The organism is Rhodopseudomonas sp. NSM (assembly GCF_052445935.1).
In the GTDB taxonomy this organism is placed as follows: Bacteria; Pseudomonadota; Alphaproteobacteria; order Rhizobiales; family Xanthobacteraceae; genus Rhodopseudomonas.
In genome coordinates this window covers 123,501-143,053 of record NZ_JBQTCH010000010.1, presented here as the reverse complement: position 1 = coordinate 143,053, position 19,553 = coordinate 123,501, and the positions used below count along the sequence as shown (strand labels likewise).

At 65.5% G+C, this 19,553-nt stretch carries 13 protein-coding genes and 1 tRNA gene; 3 read left to right on the top strand and 11 right to left on the bottom strand.

The annotated features are described in order from the left end of the window. Window positions 1-296: 296 nt before the first annotated feature. Together ACTZWT_RS22210 and ACTZWT_RS22205 are read right to left on the bottom strand one after the other, a co-directional pair. A complete protein-coding gene (locus ACTZWT_RS22210) occupies window positions 297-3,548 on the bottom strand; it encodes an efflux RND transporter permease subunit (RefSeq protein WP_444771846.1) in 3,252 nt (1,083 codons plus the stop codon). A 126-nt stretch (window positions 3,549-3,674) separates the two neighbouring features. Next, entirely contained in the window at window positions 3,675-4,871 is a 1,197-nt protein-coding gene (locus ACTZWT_RS22205) for an efflux RND transporter periplasmic adaptor subunit (RefSeq protein ID WP_444771845.1), read from the bottom strand. Window positions 4,872-5,068: 197 nt separating this feature from the next. Here ACTZWT_RS22205 and ACTZWT_RS22200 point away from each other — a divergent pair, with 197 nt between their 5' ends. Both ACTZWT_RS22200 and ACTZWT_RS22195 read left to right on the top strand, forming a co-directional pair. Further along, window positions 5,069-5,659 (top strand): TetR/AcrR family transcriptional regulator, encoded by a 591-nt coding sequence (locus ACTZWT_RS22200; RefSeq protein ID WP_444771844.1) that lies wholly within the window; start codon window positions 5,069-5,071, stop codon window positions 5,657-5,659. Between the two features lie 169 nt (window positions 5,660-5,828). Beyond that, window positions 5,829-7,016: an acyl-CoA dehydrogenase family protein gene (locus ACTZWT_RS22195; protein WP_444771843.1), complete on the top strand. Its 1,188-nt coding sequence runs from the start codon at window positions 5,829-5,831 to the stop codon at window positions 7,014-7,016. 75 nt (window positions 7,017-7,091) lie between these two features. On the opposite strand, the gene ACTZWT_RS22190 is transcribed toward ACTZWT_RS22195, so the two are convergent. From ACTZWT_RS22190 to ACTZWT_RS22180, 3 genes are all read right to left on the bottom strand, one after another. Then, window positions 7,092-8,303 (bottom strand): ABC transporter substrate-binding protein, encoded by a 1,212-nt coding sequence (locus ACTZWT_RS22190; RefSeq protein ID WP_444771842.1) that lies wholly within the window; start codon window positions 8,301-8,303, stop codon window positions 7,092-7,094. Window positions 8,304-8,338: 35 nt separating this feature from the next. After that, window positions 8,339-9,862, bottom strand: coding sequence for an acyl-CoA synthetase (locus ACTZWT_RS22185; RefSeq protein WP_444771841.1), 1,524 nt, complete (start codon window positions 9,860-9,862; stop codon window positions 8,339-8,341). A gap of 103 nt (window positions 9,863-9,965) precedes the next feature. Then, window positions 9,966-11,033, bottom strand: a complete 1,068-nt coding sequence (locus ACTZWT_RS22180) for an AraC family transcriptional regulator (protein WP_444771840.1) — start codon at window positions 11,031-11,033, stop codon at window positions 9,966-9,968. Window positions 11,034-11,175: 142 nt separating this feature from the next. Between ACTZWT_RS22180 and ACTZWT_RS22175 the strand changes: the two genes are divergently transcribed. Further along, window positions 11,176-12,162: an NADPH:quinone oxidoreductase family protein gene (locus ACTZWT_RS22175; protein WP_444771839.1), complete on the top strand. Its 987-nt coding sequence runs from the start codon at window positions 11,176-11,178 to the stop codon at window positions 12,160-12,162. A gap of 108 nt (window positions 12,163-12,270) precedes the next feature. On the opposite strand, the gene ACTZWT_RS22170 is transcribed toward ACTZWT_RS22175, so the two are convergent. From ACTZWT_RS22170 to ACTZWT_RS22145, 6 genes are all read right to left on the bottom strand, one after another. Continuing rightward, window positions 12,271-13,755, bottom strand: coding sequence for an L-lactate permease (locus tag ACTZWT_RS22170; RefSeq protein WP_444771838.1), 1,485 nt, complete (start codon window positions 13,753-13,755; stop codon window positions 12,271-12,273). Between the two features lie 3 nt (window positions 13,756-13,758). Beyond that, the gene (locus ACTZWT_RS22165; RefSeq protein ID WP_444771837.1) at window positions 13,759-14,769 is read right to left on the bottom strand and encodes a 2-hydroxyacid dehydrogenase; all 1,011 of its coding nucleotides are present in this window, start codon (window positions 14,767-14,769) and stop codon (window positions 13,759-13,761) included. 144 nt (window positions 14,770-14,913) lie between these two features. Further along, window positions 14,914-15,624: a DUF502 domain-containing protein gene (locus ACTZWT_RS22160; protein ID WP_444771836.1), complete on the bottom strand. Its 711-nt coding sequence runs from the start codon at window positions 15,622-15,624 to the stop codon at window positions 14,914-14,916. A 662-nt stretch (window positions 15,625-16,286) separates the two neighbouring features. Then, entirely contained in the window at window positions 16,287-18,020 is a 1,734-nt protein-coding gene (locus tag ACTZWT_RS22155) for an SDR family NAD(P)-dependent oxidoreductase (protein WP_444771835.1), read from the bottom strand. Between the two features lie 81 nt (window positions 18,021-18,101). Next, window positions 18,102-19,001 carry a LysR substrate-binding domain-containing protein gene (locus ACTZWT_RS22150; protein ID WP_444771921.1) on the bottom strand — a complete coding sequence of 300 codons (900 nt, stop codon included), beginning with the start codon at window positions 18,999-19,001 and terminating at the stop codon, window positions 18,102-18,104. Window positions 19,002-19,261: 260 nt separating this feature from the next. After that, window positions 19,262-19,351 (bottom strand) — tRNA-Ser (locus ACTZWT_RS22145). Between the last annotated feature and the right edge of the window lie 202 nt (window positions 19,352-19,553).

Here is a 19,553-nt window from a genome sequence, read left to right as displayed (position 1 = left end):
TTATGGGCGATGACGCCTGAATGGGAAATCCCGGGACCGAACCGGTCGACGCGGCGCGCCTGACGATGCGCAGCCGCAAGGGGCCGACGATGATGGGAGGTCAGCCTGCTTTAAGCCAAGACCGCACAAAGCGCCAATCATTCGTCAGCCGCCCCGCCTCGACCGGCGCAGCCGATCGGTTCCGCCGCCGGCGGAGGGTGAAGGATCTTGCAATCCAGGGTAGCATCAAGATCAGATCGAACAGCATGCGGTTCCTCCTGCTGGTCGCTTGCGGGACCCAGGCGAGCGGTCGGACGTCACGCCGATGGACCTTGGTTGTGTGACGTCAGCACGGGCTCGGGATGCCGAGCTGGCGAATCCGATCCAGGCGCCAGCGGCGCGTCGTGATCGACGGTCGCTTCGCCGTGCTGGGTCAGCGGACGGTTGCCGGCCAGCGCGCGCAGAGCCACGTAGAACATCGGCGTGAAGAAGATCCCGAAGGCGGTGACCCCGATCATGCCGGCGAACACCGCGACGCCCATCGCGTGCCGCATTTCGGATCCGGCGCCGCTCGACGTCACCAGCGGCACGACGCCCATGATGAACGCCATCGACGTCATCAGGATCGGACGCAGCCGCAGCCGGCTCGCCTCGATCGCGGCCTGCACCGGGGTTCGCCCCGCGAATTCCAGCTCACGCGCGAATTCCACGATCAGGATCGCGTTCTTCGCCGACAGCCCGACCAGCACGATCAACCCGATCTGGGTGAAGACGTTGTTGTCGCCCCCGCTGATCCAGACGCCGAACATCGCCGCCAGCAGCCCCATCGGCACGATCATGATGATCGACAGCGGCAGGGTCAGGCTTTCGTATTGCGCGGCCAGCACCAGGAACACCAGCAGCAGCGCCACCGGAAACACGATCAGCGACGAATTGCCCGCGATGATTTCCTGATAGGTCAGTTCGGTCCACTCGTAGGACACGCCCTTCGGCAGCGTCTCCCTGGCGACGCGCTCGATCGCATCCTGGGCCTGTCCGGTCGAAAAACCGGGCGCCGCCCCGCCGCTCACATCGGCGGTGAGGAAGCCGTTGTAGCGCATCGCCCGTTCCGGCCCGGCGCTCTCCCTGACGCGCAGCAGCGTCGACAGCGGGATCATCGCGTTGCTGTCGGACCGCACCTTGAGCTGCCCGATGTCGTCGGCCCGCGCGCGGAACTTGGCATCGGCCTGCACCCGCACCGAATAGGTGCGGCCGAATTTGTTGAAGTCGTTGACGTAGAGCGAGCCGAGATAGATCTGCATGGTCTCGAAGATCGATGTCACCGGCACGTTGAGTTGCCGCGCCTTGGTGCGATCGACGTCGGCATAAAGCTGCGGCACGTTGATCTGGTAGCTGGTGAACAGCCCGGCGAGCTCCTTCTGTGCGCTCGCCTTGGCGACGAACGCCTTGGTGGCGTCGTTCAGCGCCTCGTAGCCGAGACCGGCACGATCCTCGATCTGCAGCTTGAAGCCGCCGATGGTGCCGAGCCCGGCGACCGGCGGCGGCGGGAACATCGCGATGAACGCGTCCTGGATGCCGGCGAACTTCTTGTTCAGCGACAATGCGATCGCGTTGCCGCTCAGCGACTTGTCCTTGCGCTCCGCAAAATCCTTCAGGCCGATGAAGACGATGCCGGAGTTCGACGAGTTGGTGAAGCCGTTGATCGACAGGCCGGGAAACTGGATCGAATTCTCGACCCCCGGCTCCTGCTGGGCGATCTCGCCCATCCGCCGGATCACCTCTTCGGTGCGGTCGAGCGTGGCGCCGTCCGGCAATTGCGCGAACCCGACCAGATACTGCTTGTCCTGGCCCGGCACGAAGCCGCCCGGCACCGCGTGGAACAGATACCCGGTGACGCCGACCAGCAGCAGATACACCGCCATGCCGATCGCGCGACGCGAGATCACCCGCCTGACGCCGCCGCCATAGGCCTCCGAACTCCGCGCGAAGAAGCTGTTGAAGCGGACGAAGAACCAGCCGAGCGTCCTGTCCATGAACCGCGTCAGCACATCCTTCGGCGCGTCGTGGCCCTTCAGCAGCAACGCCGCGAGCGCCGGCGACAGCGTCAGCGAGTTGAAGGCGGAGATCACGGTCGAGATCGCCACCGTCAGGGCGAACTGCTTGTAGAACTGCCCGGTCAGGCCGGTGATGAAGGCCAGCGGCACGAACACCGCGACCAGCACCAGCGCGATCGCGATGATCGGGCCGGTGACTTCGCGCATCGCCTGATAGGCGGCGTCCGTCGGGTTCAGCCCGCGCTCGATGTTGCGCTCGACATTCTCGACCACCACGATGGCGTCGTCGACCACGATGCCGATCGCCAGCACCAGCCCGAACAGGGTCAGCGCGTTGATCGAGAATCCGAACACGTGCATCACCGCGAAGGTGCCGACCACCGAGACAGGGACCGCGATCAGCGGAATGATCGAGGCGCGCCAAGTCTGCAGGAACAGGATCACCACCAGCACAACGAGCGCGATGGCTTCGAGCAGCGTGTGGATCACCGCCTCGATCGAGGCGCGGACGAATTGCGTCGGATCGTAGACGATGTCGTAGGCGACGCCGTCCGGCATGTTCTGCTGCAGTTCCTTCATCGTCGCGCGGACGTTGTCGGAAATCTGGATCGCGTTCGAGCCCGGCGACTGGAAGATCGGAATCGCCACCGCGGACTTGTTGTTGAGCAGCGAACGCAGCGCGTAGTCGGCGGCTCCGAGCTCGATCCGCGCGACGTCGCGCAGCCGCACGACTTCGCCGTTGTCGCCGTTCTTGACGATGATGTCGCCGAATTCCTCTTCGGTCTGCAGCCGCCCTTGCGCGTTGACCGAGAGCTGCAGATCGAGACCGGGCTGGCTCGGCGAACTGCCGACCTGCCCTGCCGCCGCCTGCACGTTCTGGGCGCGGATCTCGGCCACGACGTCGCTCGGCGACAGCCCACGCTCGGCGACCTTCTGCGGATCGAGCCAGACCCGCATCGAATAGTCGCCCGAGCCGAACAGCTGCACCTGCCCCACGCCCTCGATCCGCGCCAGCCGGTCCTTGACGTTGAGCACCGCGTAGTTGCGCAGATACGTCATGTCGTAGCGGTCGTTCGGCGACATCAGATGCACCACCATGGTCAGATCGGGCGCGCTCTTGATGGTGGTGACGCCGAGCGCGCGGACTTCCGCCGGCAACCGCGGCTCGGCCTGCGAGACGCGGTTCTGCACCAGCTGCTGCGCCTTGTCCGGATCGGTGCCGAGGCGGAACGTGACGTTGAGCGTCATCCGGCCGTCGGTGGTGGCCTGGCTGCTCATATAGAGCATGTTCTCGACGCCGTTGATCTGCTCCTCGATCGGCGTCGACACCGTTTCGGCGATCACCTTGGGATTGGCACCCGGATAGTTGGCGGTCACCACGATCGTCGGCGGCGCGACTTCGGGATATTCGGAGATCGGCAGCACCGGCAGCGACAGCAGGCCGGCGAGGAAGATCAGCGCCGACAAGACGCCGGCGAAGATCGGGCGATCGATGAAGAATTTGGAGAAATTCATGGCTGTGGTCCGTGCCGATCGGCCCGCGCGGGCGCAGAGATCCCTGCGCGGCCGAGGATGCGGCTGCGCTGCTGTCGGTCTGTGAATGAAAGACGCCCCGCCGCGCTCGGACGCGACGGGTGACGATTAGTTCTGCGCGACCGTCTTGCTGGAAGCGCCGGCGTCCATCGCCACCGCTTCCGGCTTGATGGTCACGCCCGGACGGACGCGTTGCAGGCCGTTGACCACGATGCGCTCGCCGGCCTTCAGGCCGGAGGCGACGATCCGGAGGCCGCCCACCGAGGCGCCCAGCGTCACCTCGCGATATTCGGCCTGGTTCCGGGCGTCGACCACCATGACGAACTTCTTGTTCTGGTCGGTGCCGACCGCGCGTTCGCTGACGAGCAGCGCCGGCTCCGGCTTCGGCTGGCCCATCGACAGCCGCGCGAACTGGCCCGGCATCAGCCGGCCGTCGGCATTGTCGAACACCGCGCGCACCCGAATCGTGCCGGAGCGCGGATCGACCTGATTGTCGATGAACTGCATCCGGCCCTTCACCGGTGCGCCACCCGCGCCGGTCGTCATCTGCACCGGGATGCGGTCGATCGCGGTCGGCGCGTGCTCGTCGGCCAGCGTCTTCAGCGCACGCGTCACCACCTGCTCGTCGGCGTTGAAGCTGGCATAGATCGGATCGACCGACACCAATGTGGTCAGCAGCGGCGAGCTCGGTCCGGCGGCGATCAGATTGCCCACCGTGATCTCCACCTTGCCGACCCGGCCCGACACCGGCGCGCGGATCTGCGTGTAGCCGAGATTGAGTTCGGCGGTCTTCAGCGCGGCCTCGGCGGTTCTGAGGCTGGCTTCCGCCTCACGATAGCCATTGGTCCGGGTGTCGAGCTCGCGCTGGGTGATGCTCGAGCTCGACAGCTGCTGCCCCCGCTCGAAATCGGCCCTGGCGAGCGTCAGGCGGGCCCGCGCCGCGGTGACCTGGCTTTGGGCACGATCGACCTCGGCGGCGTAGAGCGCCGGATCGATCACCACCAGCAGGTCATCTTTCTTGACCAGCGCGCCCTCACGGAAGCGGATCTCCTGCACGGCGCCGGCGACGCGCGAACGGACCTCGACGCGCTCGACCGCTTCGAGACGGCCGGAAAAGTCATCCGCCGGTGCGGTCGGCTTGGTCTCGACGGTGGCCACCGCGGCGGCCACCGCAGCCGGCGGCGCGGGCGTCTCCTGCGCCGCTGCGCCGGAGCGGTCGATCAGTGCCGCACTGCCCGCCAGGGCGGCCAAAACTGCGACGGTCCCTGCACCCAGGGATAGATTTCGAACGAATTTGCCGGCCATTCGTGGACCCCATTGATGCCTGCGGACTTGCCATAAGCCACGCAATTTCAGTAGCTTGGACGATCGCTCCGGTCGTCTGGAGCACCATCGTACCATGCTGCAGCGCACATATCGTACCGCTCGGTATAAATGGATCATCGACATCCCCTGTCAAGGGACTTATCTACCGATCAGTAGAAATCTCCGGAGGCGCCAACATGGTTATCGGACGACCCCGCGAATTCGACGTCGATGCGGCGCTGGACCTCGCTTTGCACGTGTTCTGGCGCAAGGGTTACGAGGGCACGTCGATGTCCGACCTGACCGAGGCGATGGGCATCACCAGGCCGAGCCTGTATGCGGCGTTCGGCAACAAGGAAGATCTGTTCCGCAAGGCGCTGGATCGCTACGTCGACGGCCCCGGCGGCTACTATCAGGCCGGCCTGCAGAAGCCGACCGCACGCGACGTGGTCGACCACATCCTCTATGGCGCGGTCGATGCGATGACCGATCCGAGCAATCCCGGCTGCCTTGCCGTGCAAGGCGCGCTGTGCTGCGGCGAGGCCACCGAGACCATCAAGCAGGAGCTCGCAGCGCGCCGCGCCAAGGGCGAACAGGATCTGCGCGACCGCCTTGCCCGCGCGATCGCCGATGGCGACCTGCCCGCCGAGGCCGATGCCGGCGATCTGGCGCGCTATGTCTCCGCCATTCTGCAAGGCATGGCTGTGCAGGCCGCCGGCGGCGCGACGCGCGAGCAGCTCCGCAAGCTCGCCGACATGGCGATGCGGGGCTGGCCGCCGATGGCGTGATCGAGCGGCGCGCCCGTCCGGCCGACGATGCCCCCGCACGGTCCGGCAGCGCCTCGATTGCCCCGGCGCCCTGGATCAATCGGCCAACGAGATTGACTTCCGGCGCCATGTCGCTCCCCCATCCACCCTATCTACGGTCGGCTCCGTCAGAACCGGCTGGAGATCGCACGTGGATTTTGAACTTTCCAAGGAGCAGCAGGAGATCAAGGCGCGCGCCGCCGCCTTCGTCGAGGAGGTCTGCAGGCCGCTCGAGGGTCAATGGGGGACGGACGATTACGCCGTCCCGCACGACGTCTTCATGGGCGTGGTGCGCAAGTTTCGCGAATACGGCTTTCGCGGCCTCGCGGTGCCGAAGGACGCCGGCGGCCAGGGGCTCGGCACCATCGCCAAATGCCTGGTGTACGAGGAGATCGTCAAATCCCCGGTGATGCACGGGCTGCTCGCGACCTGGTCGGGATTCCTCGATCCGCATCCGGCGCTCTACGTCGCGCCGGAATGGCAGAAGGAGGCGTATCTCTACCCGATCCTGAAGGACGACAAGTTCTACCACATCAACATTTCGGAACCCGGCGCCGGCTCCGACGCCGCCGGCATCGAGACCACCGCGGTGCGGGACGGCGACAACTACGTGATCAACGGCATCAAGCGCTGGGCGCCGCCGCCGAACCATCCGGGCATCACGCCGAAATATCTGCTCTGCTACGCCGTCACCGATCCCGGCAAAGGCTATGAGGGCATCAGCCTGTTCCTGGTGGACTATCCTAATCCCGGCGTGTCGGTGCTGCGCGAATACACCACGATGGCGCCCGGCACCTATCTGGGCCGCAGCTGCGACTATCAGTACAAGGATTGCGTCGTGCCGGCGAAGAACATCCTCGGCGCCGAGGGGATGGGCTTCCGCTACATGATGGATCAGCTCAACCGCAACCGCACCGTGATCGGCGCCCGCCTCACCGGCACGGCGCGGTGGGCGCAGAATCAGGCCGCCAAGCGCGCGCGGGAACGCGAGACCTTCGGCAAGCCGCTGTCCGAACGGCAGGCGATCCAGTGGATGCTGGCCGAGTCGGAGATGGATCTCGAGCAGTCGCGGCTGATGGTCTACAAGACCGCCTGGATGCTCGATCGCGGGCTCGACGCACGCAAGGAGGCGGCGATGGTGAAGTGTTTCGCACCGCTCGCCGCCTGCCGGGTGATCGACCGGGCGATCCAGATCCATGGCGGGCTCGGCGTGCTGCAGGAGAGCCGGTTCGGCCAGCTCTACTTCCAGAGCCGGATCGCGCAGGTCGCCGAAGGCACCACCGAAGTGATGAAGATGACGATCGCCCGCGAAGTGCTGCGCGCCAGCATGACCGAATAGCCGACGCATCTTCCGCCCAATGAAAAACGCCCGGCTTTCGCCGGGCGTTTTATTTTGCCGAAGCTCGGGCCGGACTTACTTCTCGGCGTCGATCACCACGCCGATCGGCTTCCACCTGGTTCCGTCGAACTGCATCAACTGCTCCTGGCTCATCGGTGTAAAGTGGGTCGGGCTGGTGTTCAGTCTGATGCCGGGCAGCAGCATCGGCAGCTCCAGATCCTTGATGTTCGCGGCCTGCTTCATCAGATTCTCGCGGCTGAGGTCGTCGCCGCAGGCCTTCAGCACGTGCTCGAAGGTCTGCGCGGTGGCATAGCCGAACACGTAGTAGGTCTCGGACGGGTCGGAGTTCGGCATGTACTGCTTCATGAACGCGAGATACTGCTTCATGCCGGGATCGTCGGCCCAGGCCGGGTCGTTCGGATCTTTGCGGAACGCGACCGTGATCACGCCCTTGGAGTTCTCCAGCCCCGCCGGCACCAGCGTGCTCGAGATCGAGCCGGCGGCGTCACTCAGCATGTGCAGCGCCTCCCACTTGGTCTCGGCCATCTTCTTGATCGCCTGCGCGGAGAATTTCGGCGTCGAGATGTTCAGGAAAACGTCGGCTCCGGTGGCCTTCAGTATCAGGATCTGGGAATCGGCCGTCGGCTCGGTGATCTCGTAGCTGAGCTCCTTGACGATCATGGCGTCGGCCTTGTCGCCGAGGCCGTCGCGGAAGCCTTTCGCATAGTCGCGACCGAAATCGTCGTTCTGATACAGCACCGCGACCTTCGCGTTCGGGCGTTCCGCGAGCAGATATTTGGCGTAGATCACGCCCTTGGCATGATTGTTCGGCTGCCAGCCCATCGACCATGGATAGGTCTTGGGCTCGGACACGCGATTCGCGCCGGTGCCGAGAAACAGGCCCGGGACCTTCTTGACGTTGAGATATTTCTGGATCGCGAAATTGGTCGGCGAGCCGAAGGTGCCGACGATCGCCAGCACCTCGTCGCTCTCGACCAGCCGCCGGGTCTGCTCGACCGCCTTCGACGGGCTGTAGCCGTCGTCGAGCGAGATCAGGTTGATCTTGCGGCCGTTGACGCCACCCTCGGCGTTGAGCTTCTCGAAATAGGCCGTCATCGCCCGGCCGATCGCCGCGAAGCTCGACGCCGGGCCGCTATACGGCATGGTCTGGCCGATCTTCACCTCGGTGTCGGTGACGCCGGGGCCGTACGTTTTCGTCTCCGCTCGCGCGGATGGAGACGCAACGATGCATGCGGCGGCACAAGCCGCTGCGATCAGCTTCTTCATGATGTTGTCCTGTCGGTGGTGGGTGGAGAGGCGGATCAGGCCGGCTGGAGGTAGCGCCGTTTGAGCAAATGCTTGAACAGCTTGCCGTTCTCCTGGCGCGGCAACTCGGGTTCGAAGTCGATCGAGCGCGGGCATTTCACATGCGACAGATGCTCACGGCAGAACGCCATCAGCTCCTGCGCCAACGCCGGCGCGGCGCGCGACGGGTCCTTGAGCTGCACCACCGCCTTGACCTCCTCGCCATATTCCGGATTGGGAATGCCGAACACCGCGACGTCGGCCACCAGCGGGTTCAGCGCCAGGCAGTTCTCGATCTCCGCCGGATAGATGTTGACGCCCCCCGAGATGATCATGTGCGAGCGGCGGTCGGTGAGATAGAGGAAGCCGTCGGCATCGAGATAGCCGACGTCGCCGATCGTCGACCAGCCGCGCGGGTCGCGGGACCGCGCGGTCTTCTCGGGATCGTTGTGATAGACGAATTGCGGCCCGTCGAAATACACGTCGCCGATCTCGCCGGCGCCGAGTTCGTTCTGGTCTTCGTCGAGGATGTGGATGGCCCCGACGCAGGCCCGCCCCACCGAGCCGCGATGCGTCAGCCAGTCGGCGGTCGAGATGCAGGTGGCGCCGTTGCGCTCGGAACCCGCGTAGTACTCCCACACGATCGGCCCCCACCACGCGATCATCTGCTCCTTCAGTTCGGGCGGACAGGGTGCGGCGGCGTGAATGGCACAGCGATGCGAGGACAGGTCGGCGCGGGCGCGAACGTCCTTGGGCAACCCGAGCAGGCGGAAGAACATCGTCGGCACCCACTGGCTGTGGGTGACGCGATAGCGCTCGATCGCGGCCAGCGCCGGCTCGGCCGCGAATTTCGTCATCACCACCGCGGTGCCGCCGCTCTCCAGCGTGCGCATCGTGAACCGCAGCGGCGCGCCGTGATACAGAGGCGCCGGCGACAGATACACCGTGTCGTCGTCGAATCCGAAATTCTCGCGCACCCAGTCGCCCGACGCCTGGGCCTGACGAAGGTTGGAGAACAGCGGCTGCTTGATGCCCTTGGGCCGGCCCGTGGTACCCGACGAATAGAAGAAGTCCTTGCCGACCGGGCCGTCCGGAAGCTCGATCATGCGGTCGAACTTCGCCAGTTCCTTGATGTAGTCGAGGCCGCCGCGGACATCGTCGCCGATCGTGAAGATCGTGCAGCCGTGCGGTTCGCCGGCCAGCGCGGTCACGACCTCGGTGAACCGCGCCCCCACGAACAGCACCTTGGCGCCGCTGTCGCGGACGATGAAGGCCGCCTCCTCGGGCTTCAGATGCGTGCTGACGGGCGTGTAGTACAGACCATGCCGTCGCGCGCCCCACAGCAGCTCGAAATAGCGCAGATCATTGTCGAGCAGGATCGCGATGCCGTCGCCGGCGGACAGCCCCATCCACATCAGCAACTGCGTGACCGCATTGGCGCGACGATCGAGCTCGCGATAGGTGATCGCCTCGTCCGAGAACGCAATCCGTGCGGCAACCTTGTCGGGACTGAGCTCGGCCCATTGATTCAAGATCGGCATTTCTTCCCCGCGGGCCGTTATCAGGTCGGCCATTTCGCGGCGAGTATCGGTTCTGGCGCGGCCGGGCTGAATGACCGTGCGCGCCATTTCGGTTGGCGAAATCCTACCGGGTGACGAATGACCGGGCGTGGCGCTCGCGGAATTCGCCGGGCGCGAGGCCGGTCCAGCGCCGGAACGCGCGGTGGAAGGTGCTGAGTTCGGAGAAGCCGAGCGACAGCGCCACCTCCTCCAGCGGCAATCGCGACTTCTTCAGCATGTGGGTGGCGATGTCGCGCCGCACCTGGTCCTTGATCTCCTGAAAGCCGCGTTGCTCCTCGTCGAGCAGGCGCCGGCGCAAGGTTTGTGGCGACATCGCCAGCATGCCGGCGACGTCTTCGAGCGACAGCGGCCGCTTCGGATTGCGGCGCAGGATGCCGCGGACGCGCTCGGCGACGCTGGCGTCGTCGCGATAGCGCACCAGCAGCGCGCTCGGCATCGACGCCAGGAACCGCCGCAGCCGCTGCTCGTCGGGCATGATCGGAAGATCCAGCAGTTCGGCGTCGAACCGGATCTCGGTGCGCGGCTGATCGAACAGCATCGGCGCGCGATACACCGGCTCGAGTTCCGAGCTGAACGGCTCTTCGGGAAACACGTAATGCACGGTGATCAGCGGCAGCCGGCGCCCGACCAGCCAGCACATCAGCCCGTAGGTGAACAGCAGGATCGCGCCGTTGACCATCCGCCGGCGCTTCGGCTGATCGAAATTGTCGGTGACGTAGACCGACGCATCGTGCTCGCCCTCGGCGAGACGAACGACGAAATCGTCCACCACCAGATGATAGAACTGGCAGCCGATGCGGATCGCCTCGCGCAGATTGGCGCAATGGATCAGCAGCCGGCACATCATACGGAACGTGCCGGGCTTGATCGGGCGGCTGCCGAGCAGCCACAATTCGTCGCCCGTCGCCCGCGTCAGCAGCGAGATCATCCGTGCGAACTGATCCTGCGGCAGCCGTGCGCCGGGCTGCTCCAGTTCTCCCGGGCGAATGCCGGCCCGCGCCAGCAGGCTGTCGATGTCGAGCCCGGCTTCGCGCGCGCCGCTGAGGATCAGGCCGACATAGCCGGTGTCGATCGCGGAGCGCGACGATGCGGCGCCGCGCGGTCGGCCTCGGCGTTGGGAGATGTCCGGCATGGCGGGCAGGATAGCGGCGCGGGCGCCCCGCCGCCAGCGCCGTGCTGACGTGGAGTGCCAACCCGAACGGTCGATCCGGTCATTGCGGCTCCCGTTCCGGGCCGCCATGCCGGCAGGAGAGCGAACGAGGAGACCCGAAGCCATGCGCGCGTTGATGAGTTGCGAGCCGGGAGGACCGGACACGCTGCGGCTGCTGGATGTTCCGGAACCGGTCGCGGGGCCGGGACAATTGCTGATTGCGGTGAAGGCCTGCGGCGTGAACTATCCGGATCTGCTGATGATCCAGGATCTGTATCAGGTGAAGACGCCGCGGCCGTTCGCGCCGGGCGCGGAGATCGCCGGCGTGGTGACGGCGCTGGGCGAGGGCGTCACCGACTTCCGCATCGGCGATCGCGTCGCCGCGCGAATCGGCACCGGCGGCATGGTCGAGGCGGTGGCGGTGGACGTCGTCCGCTGCGCGCCGATCCCCGACGGCATGTCGTTCGTCGATGCCGCGGTGATGCAGTTCACCTTCGAAACGGCGCTCTACGCGCTGCGCAACCGCGCCGGGTTGCAACCCGGCGAGACCGTGCTCGTTCTCGGCGCCGGCGGCGGCGTCGGCATCGCCGCCGTCCAGGTCGCCCGCATCATGGGCGCCCGCGTCATTGCGGCGGCCTCGTCCGAGGAGAAGCTGGCCTTCGCGCGCGATCACGGCGCCGCGGATGGCGTGCTTTATCCCGCGAGCGCGCCATCGGATCGAAAAGAGATCGGCGAGCGCCTGAAAGCCGCATTGGGCAAGGGCGCCGACGTGGTGATCGATCCGGTCGGCGGCTGGCTCGCCGAGACGGCGATCCGCTGCGCCGCCGATGGCGGCCGCTACGTCGTGCTCGGATTCACCGCGGGCATTCCGGCGCTGCCGCTCAACCTGCCGCTGCTGAAGAATTGCGACGTGCTCGGCGTCAACTGGCGCACCTTCTCGCTGACGCAGCCGGGGGCGCTGCGCGCCAACAAGGCCGAGCTGGAACGCTGGTACGGACAGGGCCTGCTCTCGTCGGGCGTGACCGCGCATTTCCCGCTGGAACAAGGCGGCATCGCGATCGAGGGGCTGGCCGCGCGCAGCGCGGTGGGAAAACGCGTCGTCGTCCTTTGATCGCTGTCCCGACAGGAATGCCTGTCCGATCTGGAACGCCTTGTAGCCGATCTCGACGAAGCCGGCGTCCGCCGGCGTATCGATTAGTCGCTGCGCGATTCGGCCGCTCTACCGGAGGCTCGCGAATGCCGACAACAATCCGCCACCCAGCAGCGCGTAGACGAGGCAGACCGGCAGGGTCCGTTTGAGAACGGCGCCTTCGCGACCTATCAGCCCGACCGTCGCAGCCCCGGCGACGATATTGTGTGGAGCGATAACATTGCCGATCGCGGCGCCGAAGCTCTGGCCGGCCAGCGCCAGCATCGGTGCAAATCCGACGGCCTCTGCGGCGGCCACCTGAAACCCCGCAAACAGCACGTTGGAGGCGGTCGCCGATCCGGTCACGAAGGACCCCAGCGCGCCGACCATCGGCACAGCCGCGGGCCATGCGGACCCAAGAAGTCCCGCGGCGGCGGTCGCCAGGGTGTCGATCATCCCGCTGTGAACCATGATCCGCGCCAGCATCAGAACCGAAACCAGAGCGAGCGCCACCGACGGCAGGCGCAAGGCCGCGCTGGACAGCGACGGCAGGATCACCGCGCGGTTGCGCCGGCTCGCCACGGCGGCAACAGCAAGGGCGAGCATCAGCATCGTGCCGGGATGATAGAGCGGCTTGACCGAGCCGGCGAAGCGGTCTCCGAGCGACCACTCCCAGGCGAACGACTGCAACCAGGCGGCCAACGATGGCACCGTTCGTGTGGCCAGGATCGCAACGAGTACCAGCCCATAGGGCAGGATCGCAGAAAGCACGCCATGGTTTGCGGCCGAGGCGGAGCGGCTGCCCGTCGACCATCGCCACTTCGCCACGGCGATGAACAGCAGCAGGCCGATCAGGGCGCCGCCCAGGGTGGGAAGTTCAGGACCGCTCAGCCACGCGAGCGCCAGCGCCGGCAGCAGAAACAACGCCGCCGCCGTCGGCACGGCGAACCAGGTCGCGCCGCCGCTGACCGGCGCAGCCAGTCGAAACACCACCAGCGCCAGCATCCAGCCGAGTGCGGCGTGCATCAGCATGATGGTGCCGGACAGGAGCTTCGGATCGACCGCGAGGACCTGCAGCAGCGGCAGCATCGGCGTGCCGACAGCGCCGAACGAGACCCCGGCCGCGTGGCCGATCAGCGCGAGCAGCAATGATCGCTCCGGCGAGAAGCCGAGCGTCACCAGCATCGGAGCCACCAGCGCCACCGGCGTGCCGAACCCGGCCGCGCCTTCCAGCAGCAATGCGAAGAACCAGGCCAGCAGCAGCGCGAGCACTTCGCGCTTGTCCGAAATCGAGACGAGCCAGCTGCCGATCCGGTCCGAGGCCCCGGAGCGCATCTGGAATTCGTGCAGCGCAAGCGCCGGAAAGATGATCCACAGAATCGTCGCCGCGGTGAAAGCCGCTTCCGCCAGAGGGCCTGCAACCGACATCAGACCGGGCGCGGGCTGGAAGGCCCACGCTGCGACGGCGAGGCCCGCGGCGGCGCTGATCATGCCCGAACGGGCCGCGGTCCAGCCCAGTCCGATCATGCAGACCAGCAGGATCAGGATCGGAAGCAGCGCGAGCAGTTCGGCCACGTGTCAGACACGCAATTCCAGCGAGATGGGATGTGCCGCTTGTCCGGTCAGTTCGAACTGGGAGATGTTCCGGATCGTCGTCTCGGCGATTTCCATCAGGGCCTCCTGCGTGAAGAAGGCCTGGTGACCGGTGATCAGAACGTTGGGGAATGTCAGCAATCGCGCGAAATCGTCGTCCTGAATGATCTGCCCGGACAGGTTCTCGAAGAACAGGTCGCTTTCCTCCTCATAGACGTCGAGCCCGAGAAAGCCGATCTTCTTGGTCTTCAATCCCTGGATCACCGCCCGCGTATCGATGAGCGCCCCGCGCCCGGTATTGATCAGCATCACGCCCGGCTTCATCATGGCGATCGAGGTCTCGTCGATCATGTGCCGGGTGTCCGGGGTCAGCGGGCAATGCAGCGAGACGATGTCGGACTCCGACAGCAGTTCTTCCAGGCCGACGAGACGTCCCCCGAGCGCCTCGAAGGCAGGATTGGGCCGGGGATCGAAGCCCAGCACGCGACAGCCGAATCCCGTCATGATCCCGGCCAGGCACAGACCGATGTTGCCGGTGCCGACGATTCCGATGCTCCGTCCCCTGAGATCGAATCCGAGCAATCCATCCAGCGCGAAATTGCCTTCGCGCACGCGCGCATGGGCGCGATGAATTCTCCGATTGAGGGACAGGATCAGCGCGACCGTGTGCTCCGCCACGGCCGAAGGCGAATAGGCCGGCACCCGCGCCACCGTGATCTCGAGATCGCGCGCCGCCAACAGGTCCACATTGTTGAAGCCGGCGCAGCGCAACGCCACCAGTCGAACGCCGTTGGCCTTCAGCCTTTCCAGAATGGATCGGTCGAGCCCGTCATTGACGAAAGCGCAGATCGCATCGGCATCTCCGCTCAGTTGCGCGGTGTCCAGCCCGAGCCGCGGCTCGAGAAAGCGCAGCTCGTGCCTGTCCCCGTCCTTGGTATTGGCCGCAGCCAGAAACTGCCGATCGTAGGGTTTGGTGTTGAATACCGCGACTTTCATAAAACATGCTCCGATCGGCGAATCTGCCGGCTGCGAGATATAACAGGGCATCCCGCTTGTTTACGACGCGGCGGGTCTTATGCAGCTCCTGGCATTGCGTCAGGACGCCGCAGAGCTGTCGTCATCGCCAATGCCGATCTGGAATCAACGCGGCAGCGCCGGTCTCACGACCGGATCATCCCCTGCCGGCCCCGACGAAGATGCGGTCGCCTCCGGGTTCATCCTCACCCCGCCCGGCGTCATCGTGCCGCCCGACACGATGAAAGCCATCGCGTCGTTGGCGCTCCAGTCGAGCCAGACAAGCCGTCGGGTCGGCACGATTTCGACATAGCCCGAGGTCGGATTGGGCGTGGTCGGCACATAGACCGCCGCGAGTTCCTCGCCGGTGTCGATCGCCTCGAACACGGCGGTGACGAACCCCACCGCACGCATCTCAGGACTCGGAAACTCGATCAGCACGACCCGCTGGCCGTTGCCCCCCGGCGGGCCGCGCTGCACCGAATCGATCAACGTCCGGGTCGCCCCGTAGATCGTCTTCACCAGCGGCACCCGCGTGATCAGCCGATCGAGAATCTGGATGTAGCGTCGTCCGACCATCATGTTGGTGGCCGCGCCGATGACGAACAGCGCACCCAGGACGATGACGACCGCCAGCAGCGACTGAAACCAGTTGCGCGTGAGCAGATCGGCGATGTCGGGAGCGTAGGGCTGTACGCCGCGGGAGAGCCCGAGCACCAGGGGGCGCCCAAGCCGGGTGATCTGCTCGAGCACGAATCCGACGACCCAGACGGTGATCAAGAGCGGCACGATCGTCAGCAGTCCGGTCAGGACGTTTCGGCGAAACCGCTCGATCATCTGCGCTCCTTCTGTTGGGCGGGTGCTTTCACCCGGCATCGACCGTGGATGGCCCGGACCAGCTTCACCCGGCCGCCGAGCCGGGGGCAACCATCGACGAAGCGGTGCGTTCGACCCGACCGCTATAACGGCACTCGGCGGCTCGCGGCCGGTTGTCCCCCGATCGGTGCGGCGACCCGGTGTCGCATGGAGCGTCGCTGATGGAGCGTTCTGAAACACTTTGCCTTGTTTGTGCTGCCCGGGGAGGCTCGCTTACTTCGAACGACCCGGCCGACTGCCGGACGGAATCCCCGTCGCGGCGGCGGCGGCGATGCAGGCAGCCCCCACCGGACCGCAATTCGAACCGCCGACTCAGCACCGCTTGCTGAATCGCCGTCATCCCTCCGAGGCGCGGGCGCAGCGGACTACTCGACGGGATGCGTTGCGGAACACAGACCTCGACTGGCGCACTCGCACAGGCCGGAAGCGCAAATGCTCGTAGGTTCTTCAGACCTGTGATCCGGCGGAGTATCTGAAAACTGGCGGGCCACGCCCGATGAAGATGAGCACTACGTCTACGTTATAGCCCTCTAACGCCGCATCTTGACCTCTCAAGGCACCGCGCGGTTTTCTAACAGGGACAGCACGAAGGTTTATGACAACCCTCGAACGGTCAGATCGGGTTAGTCTAGTCCTTGGCATGCTGCTGTCGGTTCAGCCAAACCGACGGCCAGTAAGGAACCCGCGAGCGGCTGCCGCTCCAACTCCTTGTCTGCCAAGCCCAGCCGAGCGGTAGTAATATACAACGTTTTACGATCGGCTGAGAAACAACAACTTGTCGGTCGCGACACTGGCAGCTGGACCCGGCGCCCAAAAGCCCCGTTGGGCTCGATCCGCTGAATTGCTCCAGCATCGAACAGCGTACTCCATATCGCCCCCTCATCATCGACAAGGAGGCCATCCGGGAAGCCGTCGTCGGGACCAAAGGTAGCGAACGGCCGACGGTTGCCTATGGAACCTGCTGCCGGATCGTAGTCATAGGCATGGATGACCGGGATCCGCGAGTCGGTGACGTACAGCGTCCGCCGATCCGGACTCCAGTCGAGTCCATTGATGAGCCTAAAGCCGTCATCCATCACATGCCAAGTGCCGTCCGGGTCAAGGCGATAGAGGATACCGGACCCGGCCTGCAGGTCCTTGCTCATCAACCCGATCCACAATCGGCCTTGATCGTCCAGCCGACCGTCATTGAGGCGGTAATCGGGGCCGCCGTGCGGAGCAGTCGCGTAACGTCGCAGTGCGCCATCATCTCCGACGATCGCTAGATCACATCCGAGCGCGGCCAGGAGCGTGCCGTCCTTGTGCTCGGCGATCATGCCGACCGCATCGGGCATGCCGGTCGTCGCATTTCGGCCGGTGACGGGGTCGAAGCGGTTCAGCGTGCGTCCCTCAGTGTCGACCCATAACAAATTGCCGGTCGACTCGCTCCACAGGGGGCACTCGCCCAGCACCGCCATGCCGACGAAAGCCGCAGCGGCACTGCTCACCGGATCGCGGCGCTGTTCTGGCGCATCGATGGCGATCCGTGACCAACAAGCCGCGACGTCTTCGGGTGTTGCGGCGTTTATCGCGGCCAAGTCGCGCGGATAGGAGACGCTGCTGGCATCCTGCGCCCTTGTTGCCACGAACTGGCCATTTGCGGCTCGCAGTATCCACCCGCTCGCGAGGCATTCGGGCGACACTAGGTAGAGGGCACCGGGGGCGACAGCATCGGGAAGCAACTCGTCAGGGTCTCCCTCGACACCCCACATCCGTGTCTTCGCGACGGGTGAGATGGCGTTCACCGCTATCCCGTGGGCCTGCCCCTCATGCGAAAGGATATTGACGATCCCGATCGCCCCCATCTTCGCGGCCGCGTAGGAAACCAGCCCACCTTGCGCGTAAGCTGGGTAGATCGCCCTGTCCGACGTCGTGAGCAGGATGCGACCGAACCTGTTCTCGCGCATGAACGGCCACGCCGCCTGAGCCAGCCATAGGGGCGTGTCGATGCCCAACCGGACCATGCGGTCGTGGAAATCGGGGTCCAGATCGTCGATCGCCTGATAACCGACCCATCCGGCATTGTGGATCAGCATATCGAGGTGGCCATGCTCCTTGATGATCCTGGCGACCAGGTCGTGGCATTCCGTACGTGTCGCGATAGGCCGCGGCTCGGCGATCGCCTTACCGCCACTAGCCACGAGTCGAGCCGCCGCCGCTTCAGCGATTGTTGCATCGACACCATTGCCGTCACATCCCGTCCCGGTGTCTTGAACGACGACTGTCGCCCCTCGCGCGGCGAGTTGCGCGGCATAGGCCAAGCCCAACCCCCGGCCGGCACCAGTCACCAGCGCTATGCGTCCCGAAAAATCGATCATGCTCTACCTCCTGCCTCCAAAAGTGGGCTGCAGGCAGCGGGCCGTCCAATACCGTCGACGACACCCTGTGATAGGCGGGCGCTATACTCGCAGCGCGAACTCCAGCCGTGCTGTGGCCGGCTCTGCCTCTCCCGCCCGGCGGCAGAGCTGGAGATCAAAACGGGCCGCGTCGCCAGCGACAGGATGATAAGCGATCTCCGCAGCCCGGACCTGGCGCATGCTGGCCGGCACGATCGCCACGCCTGCCTCGACAGCGACCAGTGACAGAACGGCATGCATGCCATACGCCTCATGGGCGATCATCGGCGAAAAGCCTGCGTCGCCGCACAGCCGCATCACCTGGTCATGAAACCCAGGCCCTTGTTCGCGCGGCCAGCAGACGAAAGGCTCACCTGCCAGAGCGTCGACCGTGACCGCGAGTGCGTCCGCCAGAGGATGAGCCTTCGGAACCGCTATAGCGAGCCTGTCGCTGTCAAAGGCGGCGGTCTGCAGGCCAGCCGCATCCCCGAGCGGGGGAATGACAATCGCCAGGTCGAGACTGCTCGCCCGCAGGGCCGCGAGCTGCGCGACCGTCGTCATCTCGTGCAAGTCGATCCGCACATGGGGATAGGCTCGCCGGAATGCACGCAAGGTTTCAGGCAAGCGCCCATACATGGCGCTGCCGACATAGCCCAGCAGTACCCGCCCTCGCGTGCCCGCTGCGGCATCCCGCGTCGCCGTCAGCGCCTCGTTGGCGACAAATAGCAGCCGCTTCGCCTCGGCCAGCAGTACTACGCCTGCCGGCGTAAGCCGAATCGTCTTGCGCCCCCGCTCGATCAGGGTCGCGCCAACTTCCTGTTCCAACCGTCGGACAGCGGTCGTCAGCGGGGGTTGTGACATAGCCAATCTTGCGGCCGCCCGCGTGAAGTGGAGTTCCTCGGCGACAGCCACGAACTGGCGCAAGACACGTAAATCGATGCGCGGCGGATTGTCTTGAGTCATCTTCACTCTCACTCCAAAATGTACTCGCGCAGCAAGCGTAGCTGGATCAGTGTTTGCTTCCGACTGTCCTTACACCGGCTCCGTCTTGAAAGATGTCTTCGGTTGGCAAAAATGCTCGAGGTCTGAGTGACCAATAGAAATTGAAATCTACTGATACAGACACGCTCAATACCGTTTCCGGAATGTACATAAGCATGACCGATGCGGCGATCGGCGATGATCGCGCAGCATCGCGTGCCACAGCGTACAATCGGCGGGGCTGGCGGAGAGGGAGGGATTCGAACCCCCGATAGGCTTGCACCTATGCCGCATTTCGAGTGCGGTGCATTCGACCACTCTGCCACCTCTCCGCGGCGCAAACCGGACATATCGGCCCGCGATTGGTCGGCGGTGTTTCTAGGCGAGCCGCGGCGGACAGACAAGGCGCGTCGGCGCAATATCGGCCGTCGAGCCGGAGCCCCTGGGCCAACATCCCCGCCGGACCGCGTCCGGGAACCGGCATAGCCGGGAAAACCCGCACTATTTCCGTGAACAATCCATGAACCTGCACTA